Source organism: Haloarcula sp. Atlit-47R, assembly GCF_003665985.1.
Taxonomy (GTDB): domain Archaea; phylum Halobacteriota; class Halobacteria; order Halobacteriales; family Haloarculaceae; genus Haloarcula; species Haloarcula taiwanensis.
The window spans coordinates 118,299-133,382 of the sequence record NZ_QPLQ01000003.1 but is presented as its reverse complement, the minus strand read 5'-3'; the positions used below and the strand labels follow the sequence as shown (position 1 = coordinate 133,382).

Below are 15,084 nucleotides of genomic sequence, written 5' to 3'. Positions count from 1 at the left end.
AGGGTCCTTTCACGCTGGAGCCGTATTTGCACACGGGTGGGTTGCCCACTACGGCCCGTCGTCAGGGGTATCAACCGTCACTGTTCCGCCCCGTTCGTTTCGTGGGAGCTGCCAGTCGATATTTTCCGCGCGCTTCGGGAACGACGGCTTCGCAACGACTTCCAGCGTGCGGTCGGCGGCCGCCGACGTAACGGGCGCAGCAATCATCAGTCGGGCCACGTCGGCCCGCGAGACGCTGCCCCAGAGCTTCGCTCCGGGCTCGGCGACGGAGACGGTGTCAGTTCGCGGCCCGTTCGTGAGCAGGCCCGGTCGGAGGACCGTGTGCCGAACCGGGGCCTCGCGGATCGCGGCCTCGGCTTCTGCTTTGGCTCGTTGAATCGGCTGAATGACGACATCAAACGCCGCTGCGAGCGGACTGGCTGGCTCGTCACCGACGCCGATAGCGGATTCCATGACGAACGCCTCGACGCCGGCGTCGACAGCCGCATCGAGCAGATTGATCGTCCCCGCGCCGTCGACGTACTCGTCCCGGGACCAGACGTCCGTGATGTTCGAGCCGACCGCGCTCAGGACGACATCAACGTCAGAGAGCGCATCGGTCAGCGCAGTCGGGTTCAGCAAATCGTCGACGACAACCTCGTCAGCGCCGGCCGCCTGCAGGTCGTCTGTTTTTGCCGGTGTGCTGGTCAGTGCCCGGACCGTCGGCACGCGCGAACTGAGCAATCGGAGCGTCGCTCGCCCGGTTCCGCCGCTGGCTCCGGCGACAAACACGGTCTGCACATCAGAAGGGTCCATGTCACAGCTAGGGGCTGCCCGTACATGATTGGCCGGGCCTGTGTCACCTGTCGACTTGCTCAGTCGTCACACGGCGGCGTCTGCTTTGGGGCGGTGTCCTCGAACCGACGATAGAGCCTGCGCAGTTCCATCCGAATCGTCACACGCTCGATGAGAGCAAAGCCCGCAACGACGACGAGGAAGCCCACGAACGTCCACAGCGACACCGACGAGCCAAGTAGTACCCATCCCATGAGCGCGGCGAAGATCGGGACGACATACGCGACCAGATTCGCGCGAACCGGGCCGATGCGTTTGATGAGGCCGAAGTAGATGGCGTACGCGACCGCTGTCGACGGGATGCCCACAGCGACGATGCTCGTAATCGTTGCAGGCCCGATGCCGATCACGGCTGTGGGCGGCTCCCCGACCAGCAGGCTCGCAATGTGGAGGAGTACCGCACCGACGGCCATCGCCCACGCCGTCAGCGGTGTACTGTCCATCTGCGGGCTGACACGCTGGAGGAGGACGCTGCCCAGAGCAACGGCCGCGGCCGCACCGAGGACCAGAAGTTGCCCGATAGCGCTCGCATCAGTGAACGTCGACGGCGACGGCTGCACGATGATGATGACGCCGCTCAGCGCGATTCCGATACCGACCGCACCGAGCCACGACAGGCGGTCGCCCAGCAGCCACCAGGCGAACACGGGGGCAAGTATCGGGTTCAGGCCGTACATAACAGACGCCGCCGCGGGCGTCGTCGTGCCTTGACCGAGGAACAACAATCCGTTGTTGAGCGCGATGAGGAACAGCGCCGCCATCCCGATGCCCACGAAGTCGCCGCGAGTCTGCGGTAACCACGTCGACCGGGGCCGGGTAGCGACGATGTAGCCAAGCAGCGTCACCGCTGCCAGGTCAAACCGGAGGCCGGCAAACAGCACCGGTGGCAGCTCACGGAGTCCGGTTTTTATCGCGACGAACGAACCGCCAAACAGTACCGCAAGCAGGACAAACAGCGCACTGTCACGATAGCGGGCCGGGATTGAGGGGCGCTCAGTGACCGCGGACCGCAGCATAGGCCAGGTCAGTTGGACCACCCATTAAAACGAAAATATCTCATTACCTGTTCAATGGGTCGAAATGTGAAGAGGGCTGTGGGAGACGTGGTGTCACGGACCGACAGCCGATTTGGACTTCCCGACCAGGAAACGCCGGCGTCGACTCAGTCCCACGCGGCCGGCGCGAAGTCCGGGTCAACGCGTCGGTCGACAGTATCGATACTGTCGATACGGTCGATTTCGGCGTCCGTCAGCGACAGGTCGAGGCTCGTCAGGTTGTCGGTGATGTGAGCTTCGCTCGTGGCCTTCGGAATCGCCGTCACGCCCTTCTCGCGGAGCCAGGCGAGGCTGACCTGCGCCTCGCTGGCGTCGTGGTCGTCGGCGATGGCTTCGATGACATCGTGGCCGAACACCTCACCGCGTGCCAGCGGGGAGTACGCGACCAGTTCGTAGTCCTGTTCGGCCGCGTGCTCGCGCAGCTCCGACTGCTGGAGGAACGGATGGACCTCGACCTGATTTGCGAACACCGGCGCGTCGAGGACGTCCATCGCTGTTTCGACGTGGTTCGGTTCGAAGTTCGAGACGCCGACGTTGTCGATGAGGCCGCGGTCGACGAGTTCATCGAACGCCGGGAGTGTGTCCTCAGGTTCGTACTCGCGTGCCGGCCAGTGGACGTACAGCAGGTCAACAGAATCGACACCGAGTTTGTCGAGGCTCTCCTCGGTCGTTTCTATCACGTCGTCGTGTGTGAGATTCGAGATCCATACTTTCGTCGCCAGAAAAATATCGTCACGCTCGACGTCAGCCGCGGCAATTCCGTCACCAACGGCGCTTTCGTTGTCGTAGACCTGTGCAGTGTCGATATGTCGGTAGCCGGCTTCCAGAGCCGTCCGAACGCTCTCAGCACACTGTTCTGCGTCGTCGTTCTGCCAGGTGCCGAGACCGAGCATCGGCATGCCGCTCGCTCGCGGGCCGCCTGTCGGGGACTGTTGTTTCGTCATATCCGATATCCGGTGCTTGCGACTTTAAGACGTTTTGAAGACGGCGTGGAAAACCGCCTGTGTAACGGGGGCGCGGGCATTCAGAACCCATAGGTCCCGAACAGCCAGAGCGCGGCGACGGGCGACGCAGCGAGGAGAACGCCGAGGACCACCGTCCCGAGGACCGCGTTCAGCCCTATCTCGGCGAGCGGGCTGTCGTATCGCCACAGCTGAACGACGACGTAGACGGCGGCGACGGCCGCGCCGCCGAGCGTCAGGAACGGCGGAACCCCGAGCCCCGGAAACTGTACCGCCTGTAGTGGGTTCGAGCCGCTCGAAACCGCGAAGTCGATGCCGACGGCGACAGCGCCGACGGCGGTGGCTGCGACGACGTACGAGACGCCGGCGACGGCGTGGCGGAGCGCCGCGGTTGGCGAGAACGGCTCGCCGGCGGCCGGAGCCGCGTAGCTCCCCAGTCCGGCGTAGGGGAACGGAACGGTCAGGACGGCAACGGCGACGGCGTACGGGAGGACCGACGAGACGGCGACGATGAGTACTGCTACGGTCAGCGCGTACGTGCGGGCGGTCGCTTCCCCGAGCACCAGCGGCGGGACGAGAGTTACGGTACCCGCAACCAGAGCGAACAGACAGATGGGGAGAGAGTAGGGCCGGAACCGTCCGACGTAGCGCTGGAGGGACACGTCGGAGCGGTTCCGTACCCAGCTGTATAGGTGTTGCTACCCCGCGTAGAAAGCGGAACGAGGCCCCGGCATCATCAGCCAGACTGTTTATACGGCCGGGCAGATTTGACCCTGTATGACAGACTTCGGACTACAGGTGCGGATGCTGGTGGTCGGTGCGATTCTGTTCGCGTTCTACGTGTTCGCCGGCACGGCGCTGTCGGTGCTGTTGGGCCTGCCGCTCGTCCCGGTGCTTCTCGTCGGCATCCTCGTCGTGCCAGCGATCCAGTACAAGCTCGGGAAGTGGCTGGCGCTCCGTGGTGCGGAGGATATGCCGGACGACCAGCGGTTCGGCTACGTTCACCAGATGGTTCGCCGGCTCTGCAGAGACATGAATGTCGAGGAGCCACGGCTGATGGTGATGGACATGGGCGTCCCCAACGCCTTTGCGGTTGGGCGGAAGGGTGCAGGCGTCGTCGTCGTGTCGAGCGAGCTGCTGCAGCTCCTCGACGATGATGAACTGGAAGGTGTCATCGCACACGAACTGGCCCACATCAAGAACCGGGACGTCATCACGATGGTCGTGGGCCAGTCCATCGGGATGCTCGTCGGCTACGTCGCCTACTTCGCGGTGCTGTTCGGCGGCGAGCGCAACATCGGCTCCTGGCTCCTGGCGATGGTCGCCTCCTCGCTGGCGAACGGGCTGGTCATGGTGTTCGTGCTTGCCATCTCCCGCTACCGCGAGTACGTCGCCGACGCGGACGCTCGCCGCGCTATCGGCACCGGCGAGCCGCTGGCCCGGGCGCTCGAAAAGATTTCTCGCGGTGCCGAAGGACGCGAATCGACAGTCGAGGACAGCATGAACGCCCTCTGTATCTTCAACGCCGACAAGGGGCTGTTCGAGCGGCTGTTCTCGACCCACCCGCCGACGGAGAAGCGCATCCAGCGGCTCCGCTCTTGAGCGCTGACGGGTCTACCGTCTTCTTCGAATCACCGACACTGTCTCGGAGGTCTCGCGGTCTGATTGTGTTAGCGAATGTCGACAGAGAGATAGCTGCTAACTGGCCGTTTATCAGCATCGAGCCGAAAGTAACGCTATGTCCGACACGATGCAAGCGGCGGTTGTGCCTGAGCCAGGGGCAGACTTCGAGGTCGTCGAGCGGGACATCCCCGACCCGGACGACGGCGAGGTACGAGTCGCAGTGGACGCCTGTGGCATCTGTCACAGCGACGTGTACGCGAAAGAAGGGACCTATCCGGGCGTCTCCTATCCGCGGGTTCCCGGCCACGAGGTGGCGGGTCGCATCGACGCCGTCGGCGACGCTGTCGACGCCTGGGACGTGGGCGACAGGGTCGGCGTCGGCTGGCACGGCGGCCACTGTTCGACGTGTGATCAGTGTCGCCGGGGGAACTTCCTCCAGTGTGAAAACGGCGACATTACCGGGCTAAGCTACGACGGTGGGTACGCGGAGTACATGACCGCACCATCGGAGGCGCTCGCGAAGATTCCGGAATCACTTGATGCGGCGGCCGCGGCACCACTGCTCTGTGCGGGCGTGACAACGTTCAACGCGCTCCGAAACAGTGATGCGAACGTCGGTGACCTCGTCGCCGTGCAGGGTGTCGGCGGCCTCGGTCACCTCGGCATCCAGTATGCACACGCAGCCGGCTTCGAGACGGCCGCCATCTCCCGGACGCCGGAGAAGGAATCGCTAGCGAAAGAGCTGGGAGCCGACCACTTCATCGACGCGGCGGAGACGGATGCCGGCCAGCGACTGCAAGAGCTGGGCGGGGCCGACGTGGTGCTGGCGACGGCACCATCGAGTGACGCGATCAGTTCAATCGTCAGCGGAGTCGGTGTCGATGGCTCTGTCGTCGTCGTCGGTGTTCCCGGCGAGCCAGTTGAAGTGAGCGCACAGCAACTCGTCCAGAGTCGGGGCGCTGTCGAGGGCTGGGCCTCCGGACACGCACGGGACTCACAGGACACGCTGGAGTTCAGTTCGCTCCGCGACATCGCGCCGGAGATAGAGACCTACCCGCTCGAGGATGTTAGTGAAGCGTACGGGCGGATGATCGACAACGAAGCGCGGTTCCGAGCCGTGCTTGAACTGTAATCAGGCAGGTCCAGTACCGGCTGGAGCGGGGCTCTGGCGTACGGTCATAGTTACGATCCCGCTTCCCGTCGTGATTTACCGGAGAGCAACGCCTTTGTCCGTGGGTCAAGAACCCGTATTCAATGGACGGCACCGCCGACGACCGCATCTATTACGTCATCAGCGACCTTCACATCGGCGGCGACGAGCAGCTAGAGGAAGTGGAATTTCTCGACGAACTGCTCGATTTTCTGACCCGGTTAGAAACCACCGACGAGGACGCCGAGTTGCTCATTAACGGAGACGCGTTCGGGCTATGGGAGTTTACCGGTATGTCGGGACTGGAGAAGTTCGACGCCCTCGAAGAGACCTATCCGACCCTGTTCGAGCAGTTGCGAAAGACCGGCGAGAACATCGAAATAACCCTGATTCCGGGGAATCACGACCACGAACTCGCAGCCTACGACGAGTACGTGGAGCGGTTCGCGGCGTACAACGTCACTCTCGTCCAGTCGAAGTCGGTTACCCGGCCGGTTGGTGACAAGGCCATCCACCTCGAACACGGTAATCAGCAGGACCCAAACAACCGTATCGAGGACTGGGGCGACACCAACGTGACGCCGCTTGGCTACTACTACAACACACTTGTCACGAGCCGGGCCGGTCAGCTCTCAGACCGGGGCCGGTACAACTGGCTCAAGGATGTCCAGGCTGTGACGCCGACGGAGCGGGTTCCGGTGTGGATGCTCTCGAAGTACTTCTATCGCGAGATGAACCCCTTGCTTCGGTATGCGCTGGTACCGTTCCTCTTGCTGTTCAATATCAGCGCACTCCTGGCGATTCTGGCAGCGCTGAATCTCCTCGGCGTCTGGTCCGCCCCGGTCGAAACGACGACATCGTTTCTGGGCCAGTTCGGCACGGTCGGCACCGCCATCTGGGTGCTGCTTGTCGTGAATGCGTCGCTCGCCGGCCTTCTGCTGCTCGTTGGCATCCCGTTGTATCTGCTGCGCCGGGACATCAAGAAGACAATCAACCGCTTCGGGGTCTTCGAAACTGACCTGACAGTCGACACCCAGACGCCATACAGGGAAGCCGCCCAGGAAGTGTTCGAAGAAAAGGAAGACGTTGTTGTCTTCTGCTACGGCCACACACACCGGCCGAGCGTACAGTCGGTCGACGGCGGCTTGGTCGTCAACACCGGGACCTGGCTCAAACGCCTTCACCGTCGGGACGGCATTATCGGGCTTCTGCCCCCGGTGTTTTACCCCTCCTACCAGCTCTGTGCGGTGCGCATCACCGCCGAAGGCAGGCAGGTGGTCGTCGATTACGAGGAGGTTCAGAAACCGAGTCCCAGCCCGGAGGAGTTGACACTCACCGAGCGGCTGCTGACAGTCGGTCGGAGACCCAACCCCGAGCTTCCGGAGCGTGCGGTCGTAGAAACCGAGCAGTCGGTGCCTCCGCCGGAGCCTGCTGAGTGAAAATTAGACCGAACGAAGCGCGATGGCTGCGGCAGTGAATCGATAGAGCGGAGTCTCGGCACCGCATTGTTGCTGAGTCTACTGAGAGGGGTCGTTCATACCTTCGTGTGTGATTGAGACCTATCGAGCGTCTGACGCCGGGTAAGCGTTCGCTCCCGAAACGGAGATTCGTGCAGAAAAGTCTATTACATACGACTGTAATGGCTACGTATGAGCAATACCGCGGACGATGGTCAGGCTGACGGGTCGCCACCGTCCACGGCAGAGTTCACACCGGAGCGAGTGCTCTCGGTGTTTCAAGACCGGACGGACCAAGCGAAGCCGTTGACGGCAACCGATGTGATGGACGCGCTCGGCTGTTCCCGGAAGACGGCACACAACAAGCTCGACATACTCGTGGAGCGAGGGGAGCTGGAAACGCGAAAAGTCGGCGCACGGAGTCGGGTCTGGTGGATCCCGTTCTCCCAGCTCGTCGGCCCAGGCACGGAACCACAACGGGACCGCGAGCCACCAGTCGAGCACAGTATCGCCGATGCGGACCTACCGGGGACGGGGGATACACTGGACGACCGACGTACGGCGTTGCGGGCCGCGTACGATTATCTTCGTGAAAACCCTGATACCGATGCCGGAAAACTCATTACCGAGGTGTTTCAGGAACATCCGGCGGGCTACAAAACCGCTGACGAGTGGTGGGACGCAATCGGACCCGCTCTAGAGGACCTCCCACAGGTTGACCTGGCTGCCGACCACGAGCACGTCTGGCACTACGTCGGTGGGTGAGTTCATCGATGCCAGAGGAAAAGCCGACGGAACAGTCGGACGTAGCAGACGAGACGGAGTCAGAGACAGAGGAGGTGTACGCCTCTCGCAAAGAGCAGCGGTATCCTATCTCATCGTACACCCCGGTCGCATACGACAATCTCGAAGCGGCACCGGAGAGTGATGCCCATCCGGACACGGGAACAGGCGGGCGGTTCAGAGAACTCTCGTTGCCGAAGGTGCCGAAGCTCCGCCACGTCGTCGGCCCCAGCGCAATCATGCTCGGGGCGTCGCTCGGGAGCGGTGAAACGCTGTTCTGGCCGCATCTGGTCGCCAGCTACGGGTGGGGACTGTACTGGCTGTTCCTCGTGGCTGTCAGCCTCCACTTTATCATCAACACCGAGATACAGCGGTGGACACTTGCGACCGGTGAGAGCGTGTTTCGGGCGTTCGAGCGGGTTCATCCGGTCCTCCCGCTGGCCATGCTACTGGGCGGGTTCGTCAGTCTCGGCTGGCCGGGCTGGGCCGCAAGCGCCGCACGAATCGGGGCCGAAGGGCTCGCACTCGGTACGTATGACTTCGCCGGCGTCGACATCGTCGGCTGGCGACTGTTCGGTATCGGGCTCATGGTGTTCATCTGGATTACCTACCAGGTGACGCCGCTGATGTACAATGTCGTCGAGAGCCTCCAGCTTGTTCTGGTGGCACTGTCCATCGCGTTTACACTGTTGCTGTTCGTGCTCATCGGGTCAGTGGACGTGCTGTTTGGCGTTCCAGGAAGTCTGACAGAAGTCGGGGACTACTCGCCGGTCGGGACCATCGCCGTGCTGGTCGGGGCGCTGGCCTACGCCGGGGCTGGCGGCTACCTCAACCTCTCACAGAGCCTCTGGATACGCGAGAAAGGGTATGGAATGGGCCGGTATCAGGGCCGGATCAAGAACCCCTTCGCCGGCGACGACCCCGAAACCGTCCACGAAGACGGGTTCACGTTCACCCCGGACACGCAGAACCTCAAACGCTGGCGGGGCTGGTGGCGCGTGACACAGCTCGAACACCTCTTGACCTTCCTGCTTGGTCTCCTTCTGGTCACGACGATACTGGTCGTCATCGCCGTGTCGCAGGCACCGGGGACGACGAGTGACGCAGTAGATATGTGGCTCATCGAGATCGCGCCATCGGTCGGCGGGGTCACGACGAGCGTCATCTACGTCACGCTGTTTCTCGCCCTGTTCACAACCGAATACGCGATCATCGAGTCGTTCGTCCGGAACAGTTCCGATATTATCTACGAGCTGTACGGCCGAGAAGCGGGCTGGAGTCTGCCGCGGCTGTTCTGGGGATTGCTGACTGTCTTCTGTGGCTGGGGCGTGCTCATTCTCAGCCTGCCGATATCGATATCCGACCCCTTCGGACTCCTGGTCGTTGGGGCGGCGATGTCCGGGTTGTTGATGTGGCCCTACATCGTCATCGTACAGCTCGTCAACACGGTCCGGCTCCCGGAGCATACGATGCCGGGCTGGGGGCGCATCGTCGCGATGTGGGTCGCTGCCGCGTTCTTCGGCTATTTCAGCGTCCTCTTGATTGGCACGGGGCTGACGACACGACTGGGATTGCGGGTGTTCACCGTCCAGCCAGCCGTACTCGGCAGTGGACCGGGAGGGTACGTCCTCTGGGCAGTCTTCCTGCTCGTCCAGCTGTACACGATGTATCGAGTCGGACGTGCGAAGGTCGCGGCAGACGGAACGGTCGCTGATGCGGCCGCTGCGAAAGGGTGGTTCTCGTGACCGACGAACTCCGCGTCCACTTGCACTATACGATGCGAGGATCGTACCCGCTTCGGCTGGTCGACGTGTTGTTCTGTACGGAACGAGCCTACTTCGTCGAGTACGATTATCTTACCCCCGTCGACCTGGTGTTCGGATCGCCGGGTCAGCGGGCCGCCGCGTTCGCCTCACGGGTGGTCGAAGAGGGCGTCCCGGCGGCCATCGAGACAGCCGAACAGGTCGACACGCAGTCATACGACACACTCGACAGTGTCGATATCCACACTGGTGGCCGAGTCGGTCGGCCGAAAATCACAGCACGGCCCCGAACAGACTCCGCAACGACTCTTCGCGTCCACGGCCAGTTCGACGCCGAACCGTTCACACAGGCGCTTCGGTCAACGGTAGACGGGCACGACGTCACCGTCAGACAAAGGGACGGTATCGGGTTCTGACTGCAGACGGAGGTATCACCAGGCACCCGGTTACCGTATCGCCGCCGCGACCATCTCGATTGGGTGGGGCGGTTCCGCGTCGCCGTCGCCGAAATCGTCTATCTGAGACCGACAGGACGCGCCGGGTGCGACGACCTGTTCGGCCGGCGAGTCATCTATCTGGCCCAGCAGGAGGTCAGCGATGGCCTCGCTCATTGAGTAGTGTTCGGCCTCGTAACCGAAGGAGCCGGCCATGCCACAACAGCCCGAATCCAGCGGGTCCACATCGTAGCCGGCCCGCCGGAGGACGCCGACGGCGTGATGGTCCTTCTTCGTCGCCTTCTGGTGGCAGTGGCCGTGGTACGCTAGCGAGTCGCCAGCGTCACCGAAGGAGATAGCCTCCCCTAGCCGGTACGTGTCGATGTACTCGCAGACGCCGTACGTGTTCTCTGCGACGGCGTCGACGTCGTCGCCGGAAAGGAGGTCCCGATAGTCGACCTGGTACATCACCGCGTCGGAGGGTTCGATAGTGACAACGTCCCAGCCCTCACGGATTCGCGGCGCGAGCGCGTCCACGTTTGCCCGTGCCGTCTCGCGAGCGTGGTCCAGCATACTCTTGGAGAACGCGGGCCGACCGCTGTCTGTCACGTCGTCTGGCATGACGACGTGGACGCCCGCCGCCTCGAGCACTTCTACGGCCGCTTTCCCGACATCGGGGTGGCTGTAGTTCGTGTACGGGTCGGCGAGCAAGAGCGCCTTCCGGTCGGCTCTGCTCGCCGCGACAAGCGCCCCGCCGCGGTCGGCCCACCAGTCCCGGAACGTGGTCCGGTGGAAGGCAGGCAGGGTGCGCTCTTCCGTGATGCCGACCGTTTTCTCCATGAGACGGCCCGCCCCCGGCAGGTCCATCAGCCAGTTCGACACTGGAGCGAATGCACTCCCGAGCGAGAGCACCGTCTCGACGTTGGCGAACAGCCGATCTCGCAGTGAGATGCCCTCGCGCTGGTGGTGTTCGTGGACCACCTCGGCTTTGAGCTTCGCCATGTCGACGCCGCTCGGACAGTCCTTCTTGCAGCCTTTACAGCCGATACAGAGGTCCAGCACCTCGGTGACGAACTCCTCGTCGGTGGGGTCGTCGGGGAGGTCACCGTCCATCGCCGACCGGAGCATGTTGGCCCGGCCGCGGGTGCTGGTGATTTCCTCCTCGGCGGCGCGGTATGTCGGACACATGACGCCGCCGGTGGTCTCCTGGTGGCCGGTACAGCCCGCACACCCGTGACAGAGTTCCACCATCCCCTGGAACCCGTTGTCGTTGTCCCACTCCAGCGTGGGCTCGAAGCCCGCGTCGAAGGCGTAATCGGGGTCGTACCGGAGGTCGTCGGCCGGGTCGTGGTCGCCACAGATGTTCCCCGGGTTCAGCCGCCAGTCGGGGTCGAACGCCGATTTCAGGTCGCGGAACGTTTCCCAGAGGTCGTCGCCGTACAGTTTCCGGTTCCACTGGGTCCGGGCGCGGCCGTCACCGTGTTCGCCGGAGATGGAGCCGTCGTACTGGACGACGAGGTCCGTGATGGCGTCGGAGATGGCCTCCATGGTCTCGATACCGTCCTCGGATTTCAGGTTCAACAGCGGCCTGATGTGCAGGACGCCGGGGCCGGCGTGGGCGTAGTAGGAGGCGAAGGTGTCGTGCTCGTCGAACAACTCCCTGATATCGGCGACGTACTCCGGGAGGTTCTCGGCCGGGACCGCCGTGTCCTCGACGAACGGCCAGTGCTTGTCGTCGCCCGTTCGGGACAGCAGAATCGGCAGCCCGGCTTTGCGCATCTTCCAGAACTTCGCCTGCCGGTCCGCGTCGTACGCCTCCAGCGCGTCGACAGCGTGAACAGGGGCGTCGGTGACGGAAGCGGCCCCGTCACGCGGCGATTCTCGTGCTTCGTAGCCCGGAAGCCGGTCGGCGAGCAGGTCGGCGACTTTCTGGGCCCCGTCGTCTGGCGAATCGGCGTAGAACTCGACGAGCAGCGTCGAGTCGGTCTCCTCGGGGAGCATGCCGACAACGTCAGCGAACTCCGGCGTCTCCGCCGCGAGGTCCAGCAATACGTCGTCCATCACCTCGACGGCCGAGGGGTCGTGGTCCAGAATCGGGTCGACATCCCGCATCGCCGAGATGATATCGTCGTAGGTCAGCATGGCGACGGCTGTGGCCTCGGGGACGGGTTCCAGCGAGACCGTCGCCTCCGTGACGACCGCCAGCGTCCCCTCGCTCCCCGCGAGCAGACGGGCGAGGTTGACCTCGCCGCGCTCTCTGGCGTTGTCGACCAGTTCGTCCAGGTTGTACCCGGAGACGTTGCGCTTGAGGTCCGGATACCGGGCGTCTATCGCGTCGGCGTCCTCCGAGATGATCTTAGCGACTTCGGCGTAAATCCGGGTTTCAAGATCGGCGTCGGGGCCGGCCTCGGCCGCTCGCGCTTCGAGGTCGTCGACGTCGACCCAGCCGAAGGTCGTCCGGGTGCCGTCCGCGAGGACGACCTCACACTCTTCGATATAGGCGTCTGTCTTGCCGTATTTCAGCGAGTGCGCGCCGGTCGTGTTGTTCCCGATTGCACCGCCGAGAACGCTCTTGTCCCCCCACGCAGGGTCCGGCGCAAACTTCAGGCCGTGGGGTTCGAGTCGGTCGTTGAGTCGAGCAATCGTGATGCCTACCTGCGCACGGACCTGTTCGGCCTCCGGGTCAACCGACAGCGGTTCGTCCATGTGCCGCTTGAAATCGAGGACGACCGCCTCGTTTACCGACTGTCCGGCGAGACTGGTCCCGCCGCCCCGTGGGAGGACCGGAATATCCTCCTCGGCGCAGTACTCCATCACCGCGACCACATCGTCGGTCGAGACCGGCGAGACGACGCCGATTGGGAGCTGTTCGTAGGCACTCGCGTCGGTCGCGAACAGTTCCCGGGTGTACGCGTCGAAGCGTACGTCGCCGTCAACGCGGCGCTCTAAGGCCGCAACGAGGTCCGGCCGGTTGACGCTGTCGCCCTGGTAGTCGTAGTTCGCGCTCGGGTCTGTCGCCGGGTCGTGCTGTTGGGGGGGTCGGGAGTCGTATGCCATGAGTAAGAACGGAAGAGGAGTCGAGTTAGAACGCGCCCGGTGCCACGACGTAGGCCAGGATGAGCGTCAGTATGCCCGTGAACACGCCGTAGTACAGTACCGGAATCAGTTCGAGGCGGATGACGCGTCCCTCCTCGCCGATGAGGCCGACCACGGTGAGAGCGGCCACGACGTTGTGAATCGCGATGAGGTTACCGATTGCGCCACCGACCGCCTGTGCGGCGACGATGATCTGCGTCGGCGCACCGATCTGCTGGGCAGCCTGGAACTGGAACAGCCCGAACAGGATGTCGCTGACCGTATTCGAGCCAGCGATGAACGCGCCGAACGCACCGATGAAGCCCGAGAAGAACGGGAACATCTGGCCGGTCGTGTTCGCAGTAATCTCCGACAGCAGTCCGAGCATCCCGGAGTTGATCGGCGCAGTCTCCAGCACGACGGCACTGCCGGTCCGTTGCATGATCATGACCGTGGCAACTGCGAACCACAGCGCGACGACGGCTGGTGCGATGTTTCGGAGTGCCTCACTCCACGAGGCTTTGATACCGTCAGTGTCCATCCCGTGGAGCGCGTAGGTGATCACCGCGACCAGCACGAAGAGGCTCCCGGGGAGGTAGAACAGCTCGACGCCCTCCGAGAACGGCGTGCCGAGGATGTTGTTCCACATAAGAACGCCGGTGGTCGCCAGGAACTCCTGAACCGGACCGACGACACGAGTCACGACGAGCAGCGCAGCCACGAGGAGGTACGGCAGCCAGGCCATCCCCAGCGACATATCCTGCGAGTGAGATTCTTCGAACGTTGCCGTGCCACCGTCGGCTGCAACCGTGCCTTCCCGGCTGTCGCCCGTAGTGGTGCCGACACCCTCTCCGGGTTCGATGCTACCGATCCAGTGGTCCGGCCACTGGTCCTGTGGACCGAAGTCCCACTCATCGTCGGGAAGGAAGTAGCCAGCTCGGAGCGTCGTCGTAACGACGAGGAGCCCGACCATCGCACCCAGCAGTCCCGGGAACGTTGGACCGAGGAAGTACGCGGTCGCGACGTAGGGGATTGCGAAAGACGCCCACGCGAAGAGACACAGCGGCAGGACTTCGAGCGCGGGCTTAATCGACCGCTCTTCGCCGAAGAAGCGGGTCATCATCGCCACGCCGATAAAGGGGATGGCGATGCCGACGATAGCGTGGATTATCGCCGCCCACACACCGATTTGTGCGACGTACGCGCCGACGCTCTCGAAGCCGCCCTGCTGGACCACCTGCTGTGCCGCACCGGTCCCCTCAGCGAACACCACGTCGCGGAGACCGATAATCAGCGGCGTACCGACCGCGCCGAAGGTGATTGCGAGGATGTTCCCCGTGAGCGCGACGACCACGGCGGCGAGCGGCGGGAAACCGAGGCCGACCAGCAGCGGGCCAACGATAGCCGCTGGCGTCCCGAAGCCGGCTGCACCCTCAATGAACGACCCCATGAGGAACACGAGCAGGATGACCTGTACGCGCCGGTCGTCGCTAATCGAGGAGAACCCAGCATTGATCACCTCGAAGGCACCGGACTGTTTCAGCGTGTACAGGAGGAGTATCGCCCCGAAGACGATAACAAGGATTCTGGTCGCTGTCAGCGCGCCACGTATCGACGCGGCGGCGATGAGCGTCGGCGACATCTGCCAGCCGACGAAGGCGGCGATAGCCGCCACCGCCCACGCGATTGGCATTGTCCGTGTCGCAGGCTGGTACAGGCCAACCATCAGCACCGCAATCGTCGCTAGCGGGAGTAGTGCCATGAGCACCAGTGTGTGCTCAGACATCGCGCGTCACCCCCGAGAAACGATGGCGGGCTCTCATTTCGGAACCACCTCGGTACACAGCTCTATCGGTCGAAACCTTCCGAGACAGCGGTTTCTGATGGAATGCATCAGTCACGTCGTCTAGCAGGGAGTATATATACCTATCTACTGTTTACATTATAG

Annotated in this window: 12 protein-coding genes; 6 read left to right on the top strand and 6 right to left on the bottom strand. The window is 63.4% G+C overall.

The window, feature by feature from the left end:
- Nucleotides 1–48: 48 nt before the first annotated feature.
- The 4 genes from DVK00_RS12855 to DVK00_RS12840 all read right to left on the bottom strand — a co-directional run bounded on the left by DVK00_RS12855 (nucleotide 49) and on the right by DVK00_RS12840 (nucleotide 3,513).
- A complete protein-coding gene (locus tag DVK00_RS12855; RefSeq protein WP_101351737.1) occupies nucleotides 49–795 on the bottom strand; it encodes an NAD(P)-binding oxidoreductase in 747 nt (248 codons plus the stop codon).
- A gap of 59 nt (nucleotides 796–854) precedes the next feature.
- Nucleotides 855–1,850, bottom strand: a complete 996-nt coding sequence (locus tag DVK00_RS12850; RefSeq protein ID WP_121577811.1) for a DMT family transporter — start codon at nucleotides 1,848–1,850, stop codon at nucleotides 855–857.
- A gap of 146 nt (nucleotides 1,851–1,996) precedes the next feature.
- Nucleotides 1,997–2,788 (bottom strand): aldo/keto reductase, encoded by a 792-nt coding sequence (locus tag DVK00_RS12845; protein ID WP_101351929.1) that lies wholly within the window; start codon nucleotides 2,786–2,788, stop codon nucleotides 1,997–1,999.
- A gap of 125 nt (nucleotides 2,789–2,913) precedes the next feature.
- Nucleotides 2,914–3,513 (bottom strand): hypothetical protein, encoded by a 600-nt coding sequence (locus DVK00_RS12840; protein ID WP_101351735.1) that lies wholly within the window; start codon nucleotides 3,511–3,513, stop codon nucleotides 2,914–2,916.
- A 115-nt stretch (nucleotides 3,514–3,628) separates the two neighbouring features.
- Here DVK00_RS12840 and DVK00_RS12835 point away from each other — a divergent pair, with 115 nt between their 5' ends.
- The 6 genes from DVK00_RS12835 to DVK00_RS12810 all read left to right on the top strand — a co-directional run bounded on the left by DVK00_RS12835 (nucleotide 3,629) and on the right by DVK00_RS12810 (nucleotide 10,043).
- Nucleotides 3,629–4,453, top strand: coding sequence for a M48 family metallopeptidase (locus DVK00_RS12835; RefSeq protein WP_101351734.1), 825 nt, complete (start codon nucleotides 3,629–3,631; stop codon nucleotides 4,451–4,453).
- A gap of 148 nt (nucleotides 4,454–4,601) precedes the next feature.
- Nucleotides 4,602–5,606, top strand: a complete 1,005-nt coding sequence (locus DVK00_RS12830; RefSeq protein ID WP_198560274.1) for an alcohol dehydrogenase — start codon at nucleotides 4,602–4,604, stop codon at nucleotides 5,604–5,606.
- A 122-nt stretch (nucleotides 5,607–5,728) separates the two neighbouring features.
- On the top strand, nucleotides 5,729–7,063 hold the full coding sequence (locus DVK00_RS12825) for a metallophosphoesterase (RefSeq protein WP_121577810.1): 1,335 nt from the start codon (nucleotides 5,729–5,731) through the stop codon (nucleotides 7,061–7,063).
- 210 nt (nucleotides 7,064–7,273) lie between these two features.
- Nucleotides 7,274–7,846: a helix-turn-helix transcriptional regulator gene (locus DVK00_RS12820; RefSeq protein WP_101351731.1), complete on the top strand. Its 573-nt coding sequence runs from the start codon at nucleotides 7,274–7,276 to the stop codon at nucleotides 7,844–7,846.
- A gap of 8 nt (nucleotides 7,847–7,854) precedes the next feature.
- Nucleotides 7,855–9,609, top strand: coding sequence for an Nramp family divalent metal transporter (locus tag DVK00_RS12815; protein ID WP_101351730.1), 1,755 nt, complete (start codon nucleotides 7,855–7,857; stop codon nucleotides 9,607–9,609).
- The gene (locus DVK00_RS12810; RefSeq protein WP_101351729.1) at nucleotides 9,597–10,043 is read left to right on the top strand and encodes a hypothetical protein; all 447 of its coding nucleotides are present in this window, start codon (nucleotides 9,597–9,599) and stop codon (nucleotides 10,041–10,043) included. Before DVK00_RS12815 ends, DVK00_RS12810 begins: the two co-directional genes overlap by 13 nt.
- A 30-nt stretch (nucleotides 10,044–10,073) precedes the next feature.
- Here the strand turns inward: DVK00_RS12810 and DVK00_RS12805 are convergent, their stop codons facing one another.
- Both DVK00_RS12805 and DVK00_RS12800 read right to left on the bottom strand, forming a co-directional pair.
- A complete protein-coding gene (locus DVK00_RS12805; protein WP_121577809.1) occupies nucleotides 10,074–13,118 on the bottom strand; it encodes an FAD-binding and (Fe-S)-binding domain-containing protein in 3,045 nt (1,014 codons plus the stop codon).
- A 25-nt stretch (nucleotides 13,119–13,143) separates the two neighbouring features.
- Entirely contained in the window at nucleotides 13,144–14,922 is a 1,779-nt protein-coding gene (locus DVK00_RS12800; protein ID WP_101351727.1) for an L-lactate permease, read from the bottom strand.
- Nucleotides 14,923–15,084: the final 162 nt, after the last annotated feature.